Raw genomic sequence first — 15661 nt, 5'->3', positions numbered from 1 at the left:
TTAGTTTATTGCTTATAAAAAAACTTATAATGAATTTTCATTATAAGTTTTTTTTATAACTTACTTAGAAGTTCTGATGCTTCTTTAAATTTGTAATTACTTGAAGATTCTGTGATTTGAAGTAATATGTTTTTTGCTTTTGACAAGTCATTCTTTTTGAGAAATAATAAAGCTTTATACCATTTTCCTTTAGGACTGTCTATAAATTTGTTTTCAATTAATGTATTAAAACTGGTTTCTGCTTTATCGAATTGCCCTAGTTCCATTTGAGAAATTCCTGTATAAAGATATATGGTTGCTCTATTCTCTTGAGCAGTAGAAAGCTCCTTCTCTAAAATACCCAATGATTGCTCATATTCTTTAGCTTCAAATAATTTTTGCGCTTTGATTAATAATTTTTGTTCACTATTCCCTCGATCTACTAAAGAAGGTAGTTCTGATAAATCTAAATAATATGCATATAGTTCATTAGGAGAAGTTTTAAAAGGTGAAAAAAGGCTAAGACCAATGATAACCAAAATAACTGCGATACCAGTATATAGAAGCCAAGACTGGCTTTTTTTCTTTTGTTTTAGCTGATATTTGGAATTTACAGCATACAATGTGTCTTTTAGTGTTTGAGTTGATTCACTTCTAAGTATTTTCTCATACTCATCAATTTCAGGGTGGTGAGTATTACTACTAATACTCCATTCAGAATCATTTAAATTAAGAATGAGTTGTTTCTCAAAATTAACTTTTTCAAGAAAATCTTTATCACTTTCCATTCTTGACAAAACCAAATCTCTTTCTTTTTCTGTGAGTTTGTTATTTAGAAAATCCTGAATTAATATATGTTCATCTATACTCATAGTTTTTTTAGAGAATTATAACGCTCATCGTTTTTGATTACTTCAGATAATTTTGCTTTACATTTAAAAACACGCTGTCTGGCAACGGTTTCAGAATTATACCCCATTGTTTTTACAATATCTTCATAAGAAGTATTATTAAAAAATAGGGTTAATATTTTTTTACAATTATCTGAGATTAAACTCAATTTTTCTGTAAACAATTCCCATCTTTTTTGTTCTAGAATTGATAATGCTAGATTATGCTTAGCAGGTACTAGTTCAATAATCTCACTATTTGTTACCCTGTTTTTTGAAATTTTTAATTCTCTACGCCATAAATTTTTACAAGAGGTAAATAAATAGGCTTCAAAACTACTTTTGATTTCGAATCTTTCTTTACGGTATCGAACGGTAATCTGTAACAAAGCCTTTTGAAAAATATCTTCGGCATCCTGTTGTTGTCCTTTATTTTGTAGAATAAATTTTCTAACTCTAGGAAATACCAGATTATAGATGTTCATGATTCCTTTAGAGTCATTATTAAGTAAGCTGGTAAGGTGTTGTGTTTTTTCCGTCATCAAAAAATAGTGAATCTAATATGCGAAAATAATTTTTTTATCTTCGTTTGGGTAACAAAATTGATGTTTTGGTAACTGATAAGGTGAAAGTAAATTAATTTATAAAATTATAGTGATGAAAAGAAGTTTTTTTTTAAATATAGTATTGATTATATGTGCATTTTTGTCTGTGGTAAGTTGTACTTATGATACTGATATATCTTATGATGTTACTAAAGAAACAGATGTTAAGCAGACACGTGCAGTTAGAACTATGGAAGTTTTAATTGAATATAGAAAAGGAACTTCGGAATATAATAAAGAAAAAGTTAGAGGCAATTACATCCGCACCGGTCTGTTGTTAAGTTGGGAAGAATGTGAAATTAAGGATAATGACGATGTTGAAGTTTGGGTAATAAATGCAGAAATTTATTATGCAAAAGATCCTGCACCACTTACCAATCCTGACAAAGAAGATATGGATAAAGTGACGTTGAATGCTAACTGTAAAGACTATAATTAAGATTAATATTGAAATCGTATAAATTTCTATGGATAGGCTTCTTGTGCATAACAATAAATGGAAATGCTCAGGATCTGTATGAATATTACGAATCTTTATGGGATCGTAAGGATATCACTATTTCTAGTATTGAAAAAGAAGTTGATAGTATTATAGATCTTTATGAGAAAAAAGAACAGTATTTACATAGTATTAAAATCGCTCATGAATTTTCTAGAAAACTCTATCGAGAAGATTTATATACAAAGGGAATTAACTATGTAGAATACGAAATATCAGTATATCGAAAGTTAAATTTAAGAAATGATATGTATGCAAAAGCTCTATATAATTTAGGGCTTTTTTATTCCCTTGTAAAGAATTTTGAAAAATCTATAACTTGTTATCAAGAAGTAGTTGATATTAATACCGATGAATATAGTACCGCCAAGGCATTTTGTGAATTAGGAAAGTATTATTATAAAAGAGGGGATTTTTTTAGATCAAAGGATTACTATTCTCGTGGGATTACTGGTTTAGAAAAATTTGATAAAAAGAAACTTTTAATAAAAAAATATATAGATTATTATCATGTTTTATTTGGTATAGATACTAAAACAAGTCTAGACCAAATGTTTGAAGTGATGAATAAAACTAATCAGCTTTTTCTTCTTGTTCAAGATTATTCATTAAACGATTATCGTACTTTGAATAATGACTATGCAAATTATTATACTACAGAAGAAAGATTAGATTTTCATAAAGCTAGATATTATAGTTATCGAAATCTAAATAAAGCCATACAGGATAATGATTCTACTTTTATGTGTACATCTTATACCAACCTTGGAAGATTGTATATAGATGCTAAAGATGAAGCACAAAAAGACAGCGTTCTCTTTTTTTTGAATAATGGATTGAAATATTCTCGAAGAAGAGAAGAGAAGTCTATTGTATACCATCAATTGAGTAATTATTATTTAGAAAAGAATGAGTATCAAGATGCACTTGTTAATATTCAAAAATCTCTAATTGAGAGTACTCGTCTGGATCAGAATATTTCGGCTTTACCCAGGCAGAATGATTTAATAATTTCGGATAATCAGTACTATGTTTTATTAGCCTTGATTCAGAAAGCAACTATTCTTATAAAATTATATGAGAAAGAAAATAATACTAAGCATATTGAACTTGCGCTTTCTAATTTATTATCAGCAGATAAATTAGTTGATATTTTACTCGATGTTAGCAAGGAAGAAGAATCAAGATTAAACTGGCGAAAAAAAGCTTCAGAAATTTATCTAAAGGGAATACTGGTTTGTGAAATTCTAGATAAAGAAGAAAAAGCCTTTTACTTTTCAGAAAAAAAGAAAGCATTACTTTTAACAGAGGACATCCTTAAGAATACTGATAAATGGCAATTACCAGATGAAGTATTAGAACGAGAAAATGAGCTTAAAAAACAGATTCTAGGTTTAGAAAATTTAATTTCTTCTCAGAAAAATAGAGACAGTATTAAGAGGTTAGAATATAAACGTTTTGAATTAAAACAACAATATCAGAAACAAGAAGACTCCTTACAAATAGTATTTCCAGATTATTACAAAGAAAAAGAAACGACTAGCATAATTGATTTAAAGAAAATTCAAGAAACTTTAGATAAAGACAGTGTTATCATATCTTATGTTAGTAATATGGATGTTGATGATGATTCTTTTAGTGAATTGTATGCTGTTTTGGTTTCTAATACCAAAACAGAAATAATAAGAATAAGCGAATTAAAAGCTGTAGAAAAACTGATCAGAACATACAGAAATCAATTATCGAAACCTTTTGAGACAGAAGAAGATAGATTAAGATTTCAGGAAATAGCTTCCGAATTATATACTTTATTGATTCCAAAAGGCAAAATCTCAATGTCTTTAAATCAAAAACACCTCATTATAATTCCTGATGGTACGCTACAATATATTCCTTTTGAATCTTTAGTAGTTGATAAGAATACAAATCGATATCTTATAGAAGACAATGAAATAAGTTATGCATATTCTATGTCTTTTTTACAGCATAATGCTACAGTAAAGAGAAAACCATCTATGGATTTAGTAGCCTTTGCTCCAGTAACTTTTGCACATAGTGATTTAGATGATATTACCAACAGTATCAATGAAATTAGTGCTATAGATGATTATATATCCTTAAATAGTTACATAGAAAAGGAAGCATCTAAGCAAAACTTTTTATCCAAAATAGAGAACCATAAAATAATCCATCTGGCTACACATGCTAATTTTTCGGATAACCTTCAAATAGCATTTAATGATACTAGTTTAGAATATCACGAGTTATACACGTCCAGAAATCAAGCAGAATTAGTGGTATTAAGTGCTTGTAATACGTCTTTAGGAAAAATGGCTAAAGGTGAGGGTGTTATGAGTTTGGCTAGAGGATTTTTCTATGCAGGGACTAATACGGTGATTTCATCTCTATGGAATGCTAATGATAAATCTACAGCTCAAATAATGGAAAGCTTTTATAGTAATTTAGATAAGGGGCAAACTAAATCTAAAGCTTTGCATAATGCAAAAATTAAATATATAAACTCCACTTCTTTATCAGACGCTTCTCCACATTATTGGGCAACATTTGTGTTAATCGGTGATTCAGAAACCAAATTATTTCCATTCAATAATCTCTTCTATGGAGTTGTTTTATTTCTTTCTTTAGTATTGATAATCAGTGTTTTACTGTTTTTTGTCAAAAAAAGATAATTTTTTTGGGTAACAAAATACTGATTATGGTCACAGGACAGCATAATTATTAAAAGAGAATCTTTTTTTTCTTTTCTAATTATATCATAAAAATTCTTTCGCGAAGAATAGACATATACTGTGAGTGTCTGGAAATGTTCACATTAAGTATGATTATCAAATTTTTAATTTTATGAAGAACTTAAATAATTTAGGTAAAGTTTTACCAAAAAAAGAGCAAAAAACAATTTTTGGAGGTCTTTACATAGCTGCTCCTGATACTTGTAGTAAGAATTCTGATTGTAGTAGTGGAGTATGTGCCACGTTTGAAAAACAAACTGGTAGATACCCGGCAGGTCGTCATTGTCTATAATCTAAAAATCAAACTAGAGGATTAGGTAAACAAACAGTACATCGTTTAAAGCTCATATTTTTCTACTGAAATAGATATGCCTTGATGATTAAACAATCAGAATAATATACTGTAAGTTCCTTTCCGGATACAAATCAAATAAAAATGTTAAATCCTAAACAAATTTTTTAAAAATAATGAAATGAAAAAAATCAAATATTTATTAATAGTTAGTATTCTATTATTAGTTTCTTGTCAAAAAGATGATACTATCGAATTGATAGACAACCAATCAATTGAAAGTAAAATTGGAGGTAAAATCGAAGTTCAAAATGGAATTCTATCTTTTTCTAATAAAGACGTATTAGAAAGTACAATCAAAGATTTGAAAGAATTAAGTGATGAAGATAAAGAAGTTAAATTAGACTTATTCTATCAAAAAGGCTTTAAACCTTTATACCCACACTTTAAAGAAAACGACCAGAAAAGAATTATGGAGTTTTCAGAAAAGAAAAAGGCTAAAATACAGAAGTTACTTTCTATCAATCCACGTGCTACACTTATTATTCCAATAGAGATTGATAAAGAAGGAGAGTTGGTTATAGAGTTTGATGATGAATTGATTGCAGATGACGAATTTGCCTCTATTCTTAATGATGAAAGAGAGATAATTGTAAACGACACGTTGTACAAATACACATATAGTGGTCTGTTTTCTGTTCATAAAAATGAAAAACAACTTTTAGACAATTATATTCGAGTTAATGATATTGAATACTTGACACCTGAGCCTAAATCTCTAAGGAGAGGTAATATTAAACTAACTTCTCAAATAACAAAATCCTTACCAACGACCCATAAGTTAATGTATCCACAGGAAGAAGTATGTGGTTTTTTTAATTCTGGTATGGAAGAATTCTTTAATGATGACTGCGACTATGGAGGCGGAGGTGGCGGAGGTTATACTCCACCAGTTGATCACACACAAAATTTAGTAAACTTGATAGATAATTTAGGTGGTTGTGATACATTAAATGGATTTCTTAATAATGGTTTTGGTTTGTTTGGTGTGACTAAAAAATGTTTTGCTAATTTTGATTCAAAGTATAGAACCAAAACAAAATATTGGAAAGAAAATTATTTAATTTGGAATTCTATAGGTGTAAAAGTTAAGCATCAAAAAAAAGGATGGGGATGGCATGCTAAAAAAACGGATGAAGTAGCCTTGTCTATTAGTCAGGCTTCTTTTAAATACACGATAGATATTCCTAATTTCCCTCAATCGTATGCTCCTCAAAAATTATATTTCTTTGAGGACAAAGTTTTCGATAGTCAATCACAAATTATTAACTACCAAAATCAATATCAAAAACCACCATTCCCAGATATTCCGTTTATAAGCGAAGTTGTTGTTACAGAATTTCTTTCAGATACTCCAGGTTATGATTTGTCTGTAAATAAAATGAGAGAGTTATTTTATCAAGGCGTATGGCAGGGAGCAAAAAGTATAGTTCAATCATATAAGAATAGACAACCAAAAAATGTAACACATATTATTTATACTCCTACGGTTGTTTATATGAACTATGTAGATTTAGAAAAAAGAGTAGCAAATACGAAGAAAATTGTTAATCGCTTAGATTATAATTTTGGATTAGGTTTTAAGTTTAATGTCAATGTTGATGCTCAAGGAAATTATTCTACAGATATTTCTAATGTTGGAGATGCCTTAGGTAACATTATAATACCTCACTTATATGACTATGATGATGTAAAAATGGATTTTGTAGGAGCTTCAAGAAAAGGAAACACCTGGAAAGGAAGTAGAATAATATACACTGATTAATTAATTAGGTTCTATACCAGCTATGGAGCTTGTTGTCAAAATGAATGCGCAAATGGTTGACTGTTATTCAAGATTGAAGTGTATATCAACCATCAAAAGAAAGAATAAACGATTCACAATAATTAAAATTAAAAAAATGAAACATATGTTAAAAAACATTTCAAGTTTAGGGTTAACTCTAAATAAAAGCGAGTTAAAAAACATCAAAGGAGGTCGAAGGAATATAGGTACGCATGTACAGGTAACATGTGATTTTCCAGAAGGTCCAGGTTGGGAAGGAAATGCTTCTTCTACAGGCCCTGCAGGACTTAATATGACTCAGCACTGTTATGACGGAGGAGGTACACCTACGGTCGTATTTTATACTCCATAATCATTAGAAAATTTCTAATGGTAACAAATCTTTAATAGTTAGCCATCTTCCTTTTTAAACTTTATAGGGAGATGGCTATTTTTTTAAAGGGATACCGTTGCCCTTGATATAATATGCATTACTTCTTTTCTTTCAATTACGGCAAATACTGTTAAAAAAACCTTAATATTTGTAACATTGATAATTACTACACGTATTATAGTACATTAATTATAAACTAACTCATATAATCAACTCTGGTGTGTTACAAGGCACCATAAAATAATTAAAATAACATATGAAATTAATTAAAACGGTTTTGTTATTGCTGTCAGTCATTTGTCTTAGCAATTGTAAAAAATCATCATCAGAAACGAGTGTTTCGCAAGAAATTAAAGTCGAACAACATACCGACACAGCAGGTTTCAACTATGAAACTGTTACTAACGATCCAACAGGGTTAAGACTATATACCTTGGAGAATGGCTTAAAAGTATATTTAGCTAAAAATGAAGAAGAACCAAAAATTCAAACTTTTATAGCCGTACGAGCTGGTTCAAATTATGACCCTAAAGAAGCTACGGGGCTTGCTCATTATTTAGAGCATATGGTTTTTAAAGGTACTGATGAGATAGGTACTCAGGATTTTGAAAAAGAAAAAGTATTACTACAACAGATTTCTGATTTATATGAACAACATAAAGCAGAAACAGATGCAGATAAAAAGAAGGAGATATATAAGAAGATTGATGAAGTTTCTTTCGAAGCCTCAAAAATATCTATATCTAATGAATATGATAAAATGATTAGTTCTTTAGGAGCAGAAGGAACCAATGCACATACGTGGTTTGAAGAGACTGTATATAAAAACAAAATCCCGGCTAATGAACTAGATAAATGGCTTAATGTAGAAAGTGAGCGATTTAGCCAACTGGTATTGCGTTTGTTTCATACAGAGTTAGAAGCTGTTTATGAAGAATTTAATAGAGGACAGGATAGCGATGGATGGAAATCATACGCTGCAATGCTAGAAGGGTTGTTCCCCAATCACCCATATGGGCAACAAAAAACAATAGGAACCTCTGAGCATCTTAAGAATCCTTCAATGGTAGCGATACATAATTATTTTGACAAGTATTATGTTCCTAATAATATGGCTATGGTATTGGTTGGAGATATTGATTTTGATCAAACTATACAGAAAGTAAACAAAGCTTTTGGTAGTTTTGAGAAGAAAGAAGTTGTTCACCCCGTATTACCAAAAGAAGACCCAATAACCAGTCCGGTTATTAAAGAAGTATTTGGACCTACTGCAGAATCTGTCTCTGTAGCATTTCGTTCTGGTGCTATTGGTACAAAAGAAGAAAAATTGCTAACACTAGCAGATATGTTATTGGCTAATGGTAATGCTGGTCTAATTGATTTGAACTTAAATCAAAAGCAAGTAGTTCAAAATGCAGGTTGTTCACCTACATTTTTAAATGATTATGGGTACCATCAATTTTATGGATCACCAAAAGCAGATCAGACTCTGGATGAAGTGAAAGATTTATTGCTCTCTCAAATCGATAAGTTAAAAAAAGGAGAGTTTGACGAGTGGATGATTTCTGCAGTGGTTAATGACCTAAAACTTAGCCAAACAAGAGAATATGAAAATAATACTGCATTAGCTTCGGCATATTACAATGCATTTATTCATAGAGAAGATTGGAAAGATAAAGTCGAATTTTTAAATGAGCTTAAGAAAGTTTCAAAACAAGAATTAGTAGATTTTGCAAATTCTTTTTATAAGGATAATTATGTGGTGATATACAAGCGTAAAGGAGAAGATAAAAATATTACTAAAGTAGAAAATCCCGGTATTACTCCTGTAGAGTTAAACAGAGATAAACAATCAGAATTTATCAAGGCATTTGCTCAGCAAGAAACTCCTGCTTTAACACCTAAGTATATTGATTATAAATCAGCAATTAAAGAAACTAAGACAACTAGTGAATTAAAAGTATCTTATATTGATAATCCTAATAATGACTTATTTAGTCTGAGTATCATTTTTGATATGGGAAGAGATAATGATCGTAAAGTTTCTCTGGCAACAGGATATTTAGATTATTTAGGTACAGATAAATACTCTCCAGAAGAACTGAAAAAGGAATTCTATAAACTAGGGATTGATTATTTTGTAAATGCAGGTTCTGATAAAACTTATGTCGGTATTTCTGGATTAAAAGAAAACCTTGATGCAGGCTTGGCTTTATTAGAGCATTTATGGACTAATGCAGTTCCTAACCAGGAAACATATGCAAAATATGTAGATCAGATAGCAAAAGGACGTCAGGATTCAAAAACGCAAAAAGGAAATATTTTATGGAATGGGTTGATGAGCTATGGTATGTATGGTGATAATTCTCCTTTACGTAATATCTATACAATAGGAGAGTTGCAGGCTGTTAATCCACAGGAATTAGTAGATAAAATTAAAGAGCTTCGTAATTTTAAACAACGTATATTTTATTATGGTAAAGATGTAGATGCAGCAATAGCTTCTATAAACAAAAATCATAAGGTTCAGGGTGAATTGTTAGACTATCCAGAAGAAGTTAAATACGTCCAAAAAGAAACCGGAGGTAATGTGTACTTTGTTGATTATGATATGGTACAGAGTGAAATGATATTTTTGGCAAAAGGATCAGAGTTTGATTCTGGTAAAATGGCAGCTTCAAGATTGTTTAATACATACTTTGGTAGTGGATTATCGTCTATAGTGTTTCAAGAAATTAGAGAGTCAAAATCATTAGCATACTCTGCATTTTCTGCATATTCAACAGCATCAGAAAAAGGAGATTCTAATTATGTATATGCATATATAGGTACCCAGGCAAATAAAATGCCTCAGGCAGTAGATGCAATGATGGATTTAATGACTAATATGCCAGAAGCAGAAGAACAGTTTAACGCTGCAAAAGAAGCAACATTAAAGAAAATTGCTGCTCAGCGTATAACTAAATCTAAAATTTTCTGGACTTATGAAGGATTGAAGAAAAGAGGAATCGATAATGATAACCGAGAAGAAATGTATAATACCATTAAAGATATGACTCTGGAAGATCTTAAGTCTTTCTTTAATGAAAATATAAAAGGAGAAACCTATAACGTACTTGTAGTTGGTAATAAAAAAGATGTAAATATGGATGCGTTATCTAAATTAGGTGTAGTTAAAGAAATGGATGTTGATTATCTTTTTAATTACGAGAAGAAAAATGAAGATATAAAACTGTAAAATCAGATAAACGATTATTAATTTATAAACCCTGTGAGAAATCACAGGGTTTATTGCTGTTGACCTGTTTGTAATTCTTATATTTGAATTCACATTGCAAATTATAACGGGTTTAGATACCACAAAAATTATAAACATAACGAATGAATCTTTTACAAGGTAAAACAGCTATTATCACTGGAGCTACTCGTGGTATTGGCAAAGGAATAGCAGAAATTTTTGCACAGCAAGGAGCTAATATTGCTTTCACTTATAGTTCTTCTGTTGAAGCAGCTAAGACATTAGAAAAAGAATTAAATGGATTAGGAATAAAAGCTAAAGGGTATCAAAGTAATGCTGCAAGTTACGATCAGGCACAGGAATTAGCTGCAGATGTCTTAGAAACATTTGGTAGTATTGATGTTTTAGTGAATAATGCAGGTATTACAAAGGATAACCTTTTAATGCGTATGAGTGAGGAAGATTTTGATAAAGTTATCGAAGTAAACCTGAAAAGCGTATTTAATATGACTAAGGCTGTTCAAAGAACTATGCTTAAACAACGTAAAGGAAGTATAATAAACATGAGTTCTGTTGTTGGAGTAAAAGGTAATGCAGGTCAAGCTAATTATGCAGCTTCAAAAGCAGGAATTATTGGCTTTTCAAAATCTGTTGCGTTAGAGCTTGGATCTAGAAATATTAGAAGTAATGTAGTTGCACCCGGTTTTATTGAAACTGAAATGACAGAAAAACTTGACGAAAAAGTTGTCGAAGGATGGCGTAATGCTATTCCGCTAAAACGAGGTGGTAGTCCAGAAGATATTGCAAATACATGTTTGTTTCTGGCAAGTGATTTAAGTGCATATATTACAGGACAAGTACTTAATGTGGATGGAGGAATGCTTACCTGATTTTAGAATTACGATGAGCGGTTTCAGAATCATTTTTTTTTGAATATTTTAATATTTTTTGATTCTAAAGTTATTAAATTTCAACTTGTATGAAAAGAGTTGCACTTAACGCTCTAAGACGAACCGTAATTCGTAACTCGACCATCGTATATTGTAATTTATAGAATGCAAACACAAACAATCTTATTGATCATAGCCGCTTTTATAACAGCACTAATTGTTGCATTGTTTCAATATTGGTATAAGACAAAAAACAGGAAAAAAAATATCCTGTTTTTTGCTTTTTTACGTTTCCTTAGCGTTTTTGCGCTATTATTGTTGTTAATTAATCCTACCTTCAAGAAGAATACATACTATATAGAGAAACCGGTTTTGGTGGTTGCAGTGGATAATTCTTCTTCAATAAAATATCTTAAGCAAGATCAGGATGTTACTCAGTTTGCAAATCAAATTACAGAGCATGAAGAACTCAATGAAAGGTTTGACATTACTTATTATTCGTTTTCTGATAAATTAAATGATTCTTTACGTTTTTCTTTTGATCAAAAACAGACCAATATTTCAAAAGCGTTAGAAGAACTTGAGCAAATTCATAAAAATACAATTGCACCCACAATTGTGATCACAGATGGAAATCAAACTTATGGTAAAGATTATCAGTTTAGTAGTTTAGGGTATAAGCAAGCTGTGTATCCAATTATTTCTGGAGATACAATTAAGGTATTGGATACAAAAATTCAACAACTTAATGTTAATCGTTATGCATATTTAAAAAATAAATTTCCCGTAGAGGTAATTCTTACATATTCTGGTAATGAGGAGATTACAACTATATTTCAAGTAAAATCAGGAAGTAATACAATTTTTTCTCAACCTGTTTCTTTCTCAGGAGCAAATAACTCTACAGTGGTTAATTTTACGCTTCCGGCTAATAGAGTAGGTGTAAATCAATATGTTGCCGTATTGACACCTTTGGATATAGAAAAAAATACAATAAATAATTCAAAAACTTTTGCAGTAGAGGTAATTGATCAAAAAACCAATGTCTTATTGATAAGTGATATAGTACACCCAGATCTTGGAGCTATAAAGAAAAGTGTTGAAAGCAATGAAAGACGAAGTATTACGATTAGTAAACCTAATGAGAAGAGGGATTTAAACGATTATCAGTTAGTTATACTATATCAACCCAACACCAGATATAGAGGAGTTTATGAAAAATTAAATACTCTGAAAAAAAATTATTTTACGATTACCGGCCCAAAAACAGATTGGGTTTTTCTTAATAGGATCCAAAATAAGTATACCCAGGAAATTACACGGCAAAATGAATATTATGTTCCCAGATATAATAATAATTATGGAGCATTTCTTCAAGAAGATATTGGTTTTCAAAGTTACCCTCCTTTAATAGGAACTTTTGGCGAAATTAGAATGAATTCCAATCACGACCCTTTATTATACAGAACGGTAAGTAATATTGATACTGAAGAAATATTACTTGCTACTATAGAACGGGGAGGGATAAGAGAAGCAGTTTTGTTTGGAGAAGGAATATGGAGATGGAGAGCTCAAAATTATTTAGATACTCAAAAATTTGAAGATTTTGACGAGTTTTTTGGTAAACTAATCCAGTATCTGGCTTCTAATAAAAGAAAGAGTAGATTAAATACCATCTCAGAGTCATTTTATTATGGTAATGCCAGTGTTGTTATTAAAGCAGAGTATTTTACAAAGAATTATGAATTTGACAGGAGAGGAAATTTAAGGATTTCGATTAAAAATAAAGAAACAGAAGCTACCCAGACTATTCCTATGTTATTGAAAAATAATTCATATGAAGTAGATTTGAGTAATCTTGAAGCAGGAAATTATGAATATACAGTAACAGTATTAGGTGAGAATATAGCACGTTCTGGAAGTTTTGCAATTCTAGAATATGATGTAGAACAACAATTTCTTAATGCAGATGTAACAAAACTAAAGCAAGTAGCTACTAATACTAATGGGAAGTCATATTATTTAAACCAAAAAGACACGCTTATAAAAGAACTGCTAGAAGATCAAAGATATCAAACCATACAGAAAAATAAGGAAAATGTAGTATCTTTAATAGACTGGAAATATCTTTTGGCAATAGTTATTTTGTTACTTACTATAGAGTGGTTTGCACGAAAATATAACGGACTTATTTAAAATTAAAAACTCAAAATTATTATGGAAAAATTACCAAAAATAGGATTGCCTATTCTAATTCTATTAGTATTAGCAATCGTCTTTATTTCAAAATCAACAGAAACTATTGGTTCTGGAGAAGCCGGTGTGCTTTATAAAACATTTGGAGGAGGTGTGGTTACAGATGGTCCACCTCTGGGAGAAGGTTTTCATCTAGTTGCTCCCTGGAATAAAGTAATCGTTTATGAAGTACGACAGCAAGAAGTTTTTGAAAAAATGCAAGTACTTTCTTCTAACGGATTAGAAATTAAATTAGATGCTTCTGCATGGTTTCAACCAGATTATGATAAATTAGGGCTATTACACCAGCAAAAAGGAGAAAACTATGTTGCACGAGTTTTGTTGCCAACAATACGATCTGCAGCTCGTAGTGTAGTAGGAAGATATACTCCAGAACAATTGTATTCTAGTAAACGAGATGCAATTCAAAAAGAAATTTTTGAAGAGACAAAAAAAATAGTAGGAAATCAATACATTCAGCTTAATGAAGTATTGGTACGTGATGTAACATTGCCACCTACAATCAAAGAAGCAATCGAACGTAAACTAAAGCAAGAGCAAGAAGCTCTGGAATATGAGTTTAGATTAGAAAAAGCCAAAAAAGAAGCTGAAAGACAAAAAATTGACGCAGAAGGTAAAGCAGTAGCTAACCAGATTTTGAGTGCTTCATTAACAGATAAAATTCTTACAGAAAAAGGAATTGAAGCAACATTACAATTGGCAAAATCACCTAATGCTAAGGTTGTAGTTGTTGGATCAGGAAAAAACGGAATGCCAATAATTCTTGGTAATCAGTAAAAAAACTGGATCACATGATTATATATACAGGCACTCTAGGGTGCCTGTTCTTTTTATGAGTTGAAATACGTTTAAAACATTTTTGGTAAACATAAAAAATATTTAAATGAAGATAAAAAATAAGAAGGATTCTTCGTTTTACATCAATAATCCAGATAATACGTTTGTAGATAATACAACTACTTCTATTCTGGATAAATGTGATGATACAAAGGCATTTCATTCTTCTTTACCAGGATATAAACCAACGCCTTTAGTTCATTTACCTAACCTTTCCAAAAAGTATAATGTTGGTAATATTTATATCAAAGATGAATCATTTCGGTTTGGTTTAAATGCATTTAAAGGGTTAGGAGCTTCATACGCTATATATCAGATTCTTAAAAAGAAATCACAGATAGAAACTTTCTGTACTGCTACAGATGGTAATCATGGAAGAGCTGTAGCATGGTCTGCGAAGTTTTTTAATAAAAAAGCAGTAGTTTTTGTCCCAAAAGGCACGACAAATCAACGCATAAAAGCTATTGAGAAAGAAGGAGCAATAGTTGAACAAGTAGATGGTAATTATGATAAAACCTGCGTTTATGCCAAAGAAGTAAGTGAAAAAAATGGATGGGAGCTAGTACAGGATACTGCCTGGGAGAATTATGAAGAAATACCAGCCTATATTATGGGTGGATATTTAACGCTTTTTCAGGAAATGGAAGATAGTCTTCATCTTATACCAAATCCAAAAATAGATCTTGTTTTTCTACAGGCTGGTGTTGGGAGTTTTGCAGGAACAGGAATTAGGTATTACTTAGAAAGATACGGTATAAACCGTCCTAAGATTATTATTGTAGAACCAACAGAAGCAGATGCTATTCTAGCTTCGTTTAAAAAAGGAAAAATTACTACTTCACTAGGGAATAGTAAAACAATAATGGCGGGGCTTAATTGCGGAACGCCTTCATTAGGAGCCTGGGACTTACTAAAAAATGGAAGTGATGTATCCATCAAAATTGATGATAAATATTCAAGAGAAGCAATTCGGGAACTTTATTTTTCTAATGGATCAGATGCGAAAATAATTTCTGGAGAATCCGGTGCTAGCGGTTTAGCAGGTTTTGTTGCAATCATGACAGAGCAAGAATGTAAACCTATAAAAGAAGAACTAAATATAAATGAAACCACTAATATTCTTTTTATAAGTACCGAAGGTGCAACAGATATAGATATGTTTAATAGAATTATAAGTGAGGAATAATTAATAGAACATAGAAAATT

At 30.6% G+C, this 15661-nt stretch carries 12 protein-coding genes; 10 read left to right on the top strand and 2 right to left on the bottom strand.

The annotated features are described in order from the left end of the window. Positions 1–53: 53 nt before the first annotated feature. Together DG435_RS02845 and DG435_RS02840 are read right to left on the bottom strand one after the other, a co-directional pair. Entirely contained in the window at positions 54–851 is a 798-nt protein-coding gene (locus DG435_RS02845; protein ID WP_106793960.1) for a hypothetical protein, read from the bottom strand. Further along, a complete protein-coding gene (locus DG435_RS02840) occupies positions 848–1411 on the bottom strand; it encodes an RNA polymerase sigma factor (protein ID WP_106793961.1) in 564 nt (187 codons plus the stop codon). Before DG435_RS02840 ends, DG435_RS02845 begins: the two co-directional genes overlap by 4 nt. 115 nt (positions 1412–1526) lie before the next feature. Between DG435_RS02840 and DG435_RS02835 the strand changes: the two genes are divergently transcribed. The 10 genes from DG435_RS02835 to DG435_RS02790 all read left to right on the top strand — a co-directional run bounded on the left by DG435_RS02835 (position 1527) and on the right by DG435_RS02790 (position 15641). Further along, the gene (locus DG435_RS02835; protein ID WP_106793962.1) at positions 1527–1913 is read left to right on the top strand and encodes a hypothetical protein; all 387 of its coding nucleotides are present in this window, start codon (positions 1527–1529) and stop codon (positions 1911–1913) included. Between the two features lie 8 nt (positions 1914–1921). Further along, entirely contained in the window at positions 1922–4663 is a 2742-nt protein-coding gene (locus tag DG435_RS02830; RefSeq protein WP_159025685.1) for a CHAT domain-containing tetratricopeptide repeat protein, read from the top strand. Positions 4664–4835: 172 nt separating this feature from the next. After that, complete coding sequence (locus DG435_RS02825) at positions 4836–5015, top strand: hypothetical protein (protein ID WP_106793964.1); 180 nt, start codon at positions 4836–4838, stop codon at positions 5013–5015. A 181-nt stretch (positions 5016–5196) separates the two neighbouring features. Then, complete coding sequence (locus tag DG435_RS02820; protein ID WP_108840555.1) at positions 5197–6840, top strand: hypothetical protein; 1644 nt, start codon at positions 5197–5199, stop codon at positions 6838–6840. A 145-nt stretch (positions 6841–6985) separates the two neighbouring features. Next, complete coding sequence (locus DG435_RS02815; RefSeq protein WP_159025756.1) at positions 6986–7213, top strand: hypothetical protein; 228 nt, start codon at positions 6986–6988, stop codon at positions 7211–7213. Positions 7214–7490: 277 nt separating this feature from the next. After that, on the top strand, positions 7491–10472 hold the full coding sequence (locus tag DG435_RS02810; protein ID WP_106794588.1) for a pitrilysin family protein: 2982 nt from the start codon (positions 7491–7493) through the stop codon (positions 10470–10472). Between the two features lie 143 nt (positions 10473–10615). Beyond that, a complete protein-coding gene (gene fabG, locus DG435_RS02805) occupies positions 10616–11362 on the top strand; it encodes a 3-oxoacyl-[acyl-carrier-protein] reductase (protein ID WP_106794589.1) in 747 nt (248 codons plus the stop codon). A gap of 165 nt (positions 11363–11527) precedes the next feature. After that, positions 11528–13558, top strand: a complete 2031-nt coding sequence (locus tag DG435_RS02800) for a hypothetical protein (RefSeq protein WP_106794590.1) — start codon at positions 11528–11530, stop codon at positions 13556–13558. A gap of 21 nt (positions 13559–13579) precedes the next feature. After that, the gene (locus DG435_RS02795; RefSeq protein ID WP_106794591.1) at positions 13580–14395 is read left to right on the top strand and encodes a prohibitin family protein; all 816 of its coding nucleotides are present in this window, start codon (positions 13580–13582) and stop codon (positions 14393–14395) included. A gap of 106 nt (positions 14396–14501) precedes the next feature. After that, complete coding sequence (locus DG435_RS02790; protein WP_106794592.1) at positions 14502–15641, top strand: diaminopropionate ammonia-lyase; 1140 nt, start codon at positions 14502–14504, stop codon at positions 15639–15641. Positions 15642–15661 lie beyond the last annotated feature (20 nt).

Source organism: Aquimarina sp. Aq78, assembly GCF_900299525.1.
Classification (GTDB): Bacteria; Bacteroidota; Bacteroidia; order Flavobacteriales; family Flavobacteriaceae; genus Aquimarina.
Note: the sequence above shows the minus strand (reverse complement) of the source record. Positions and strands in the feature narration are given on the sequence as shown.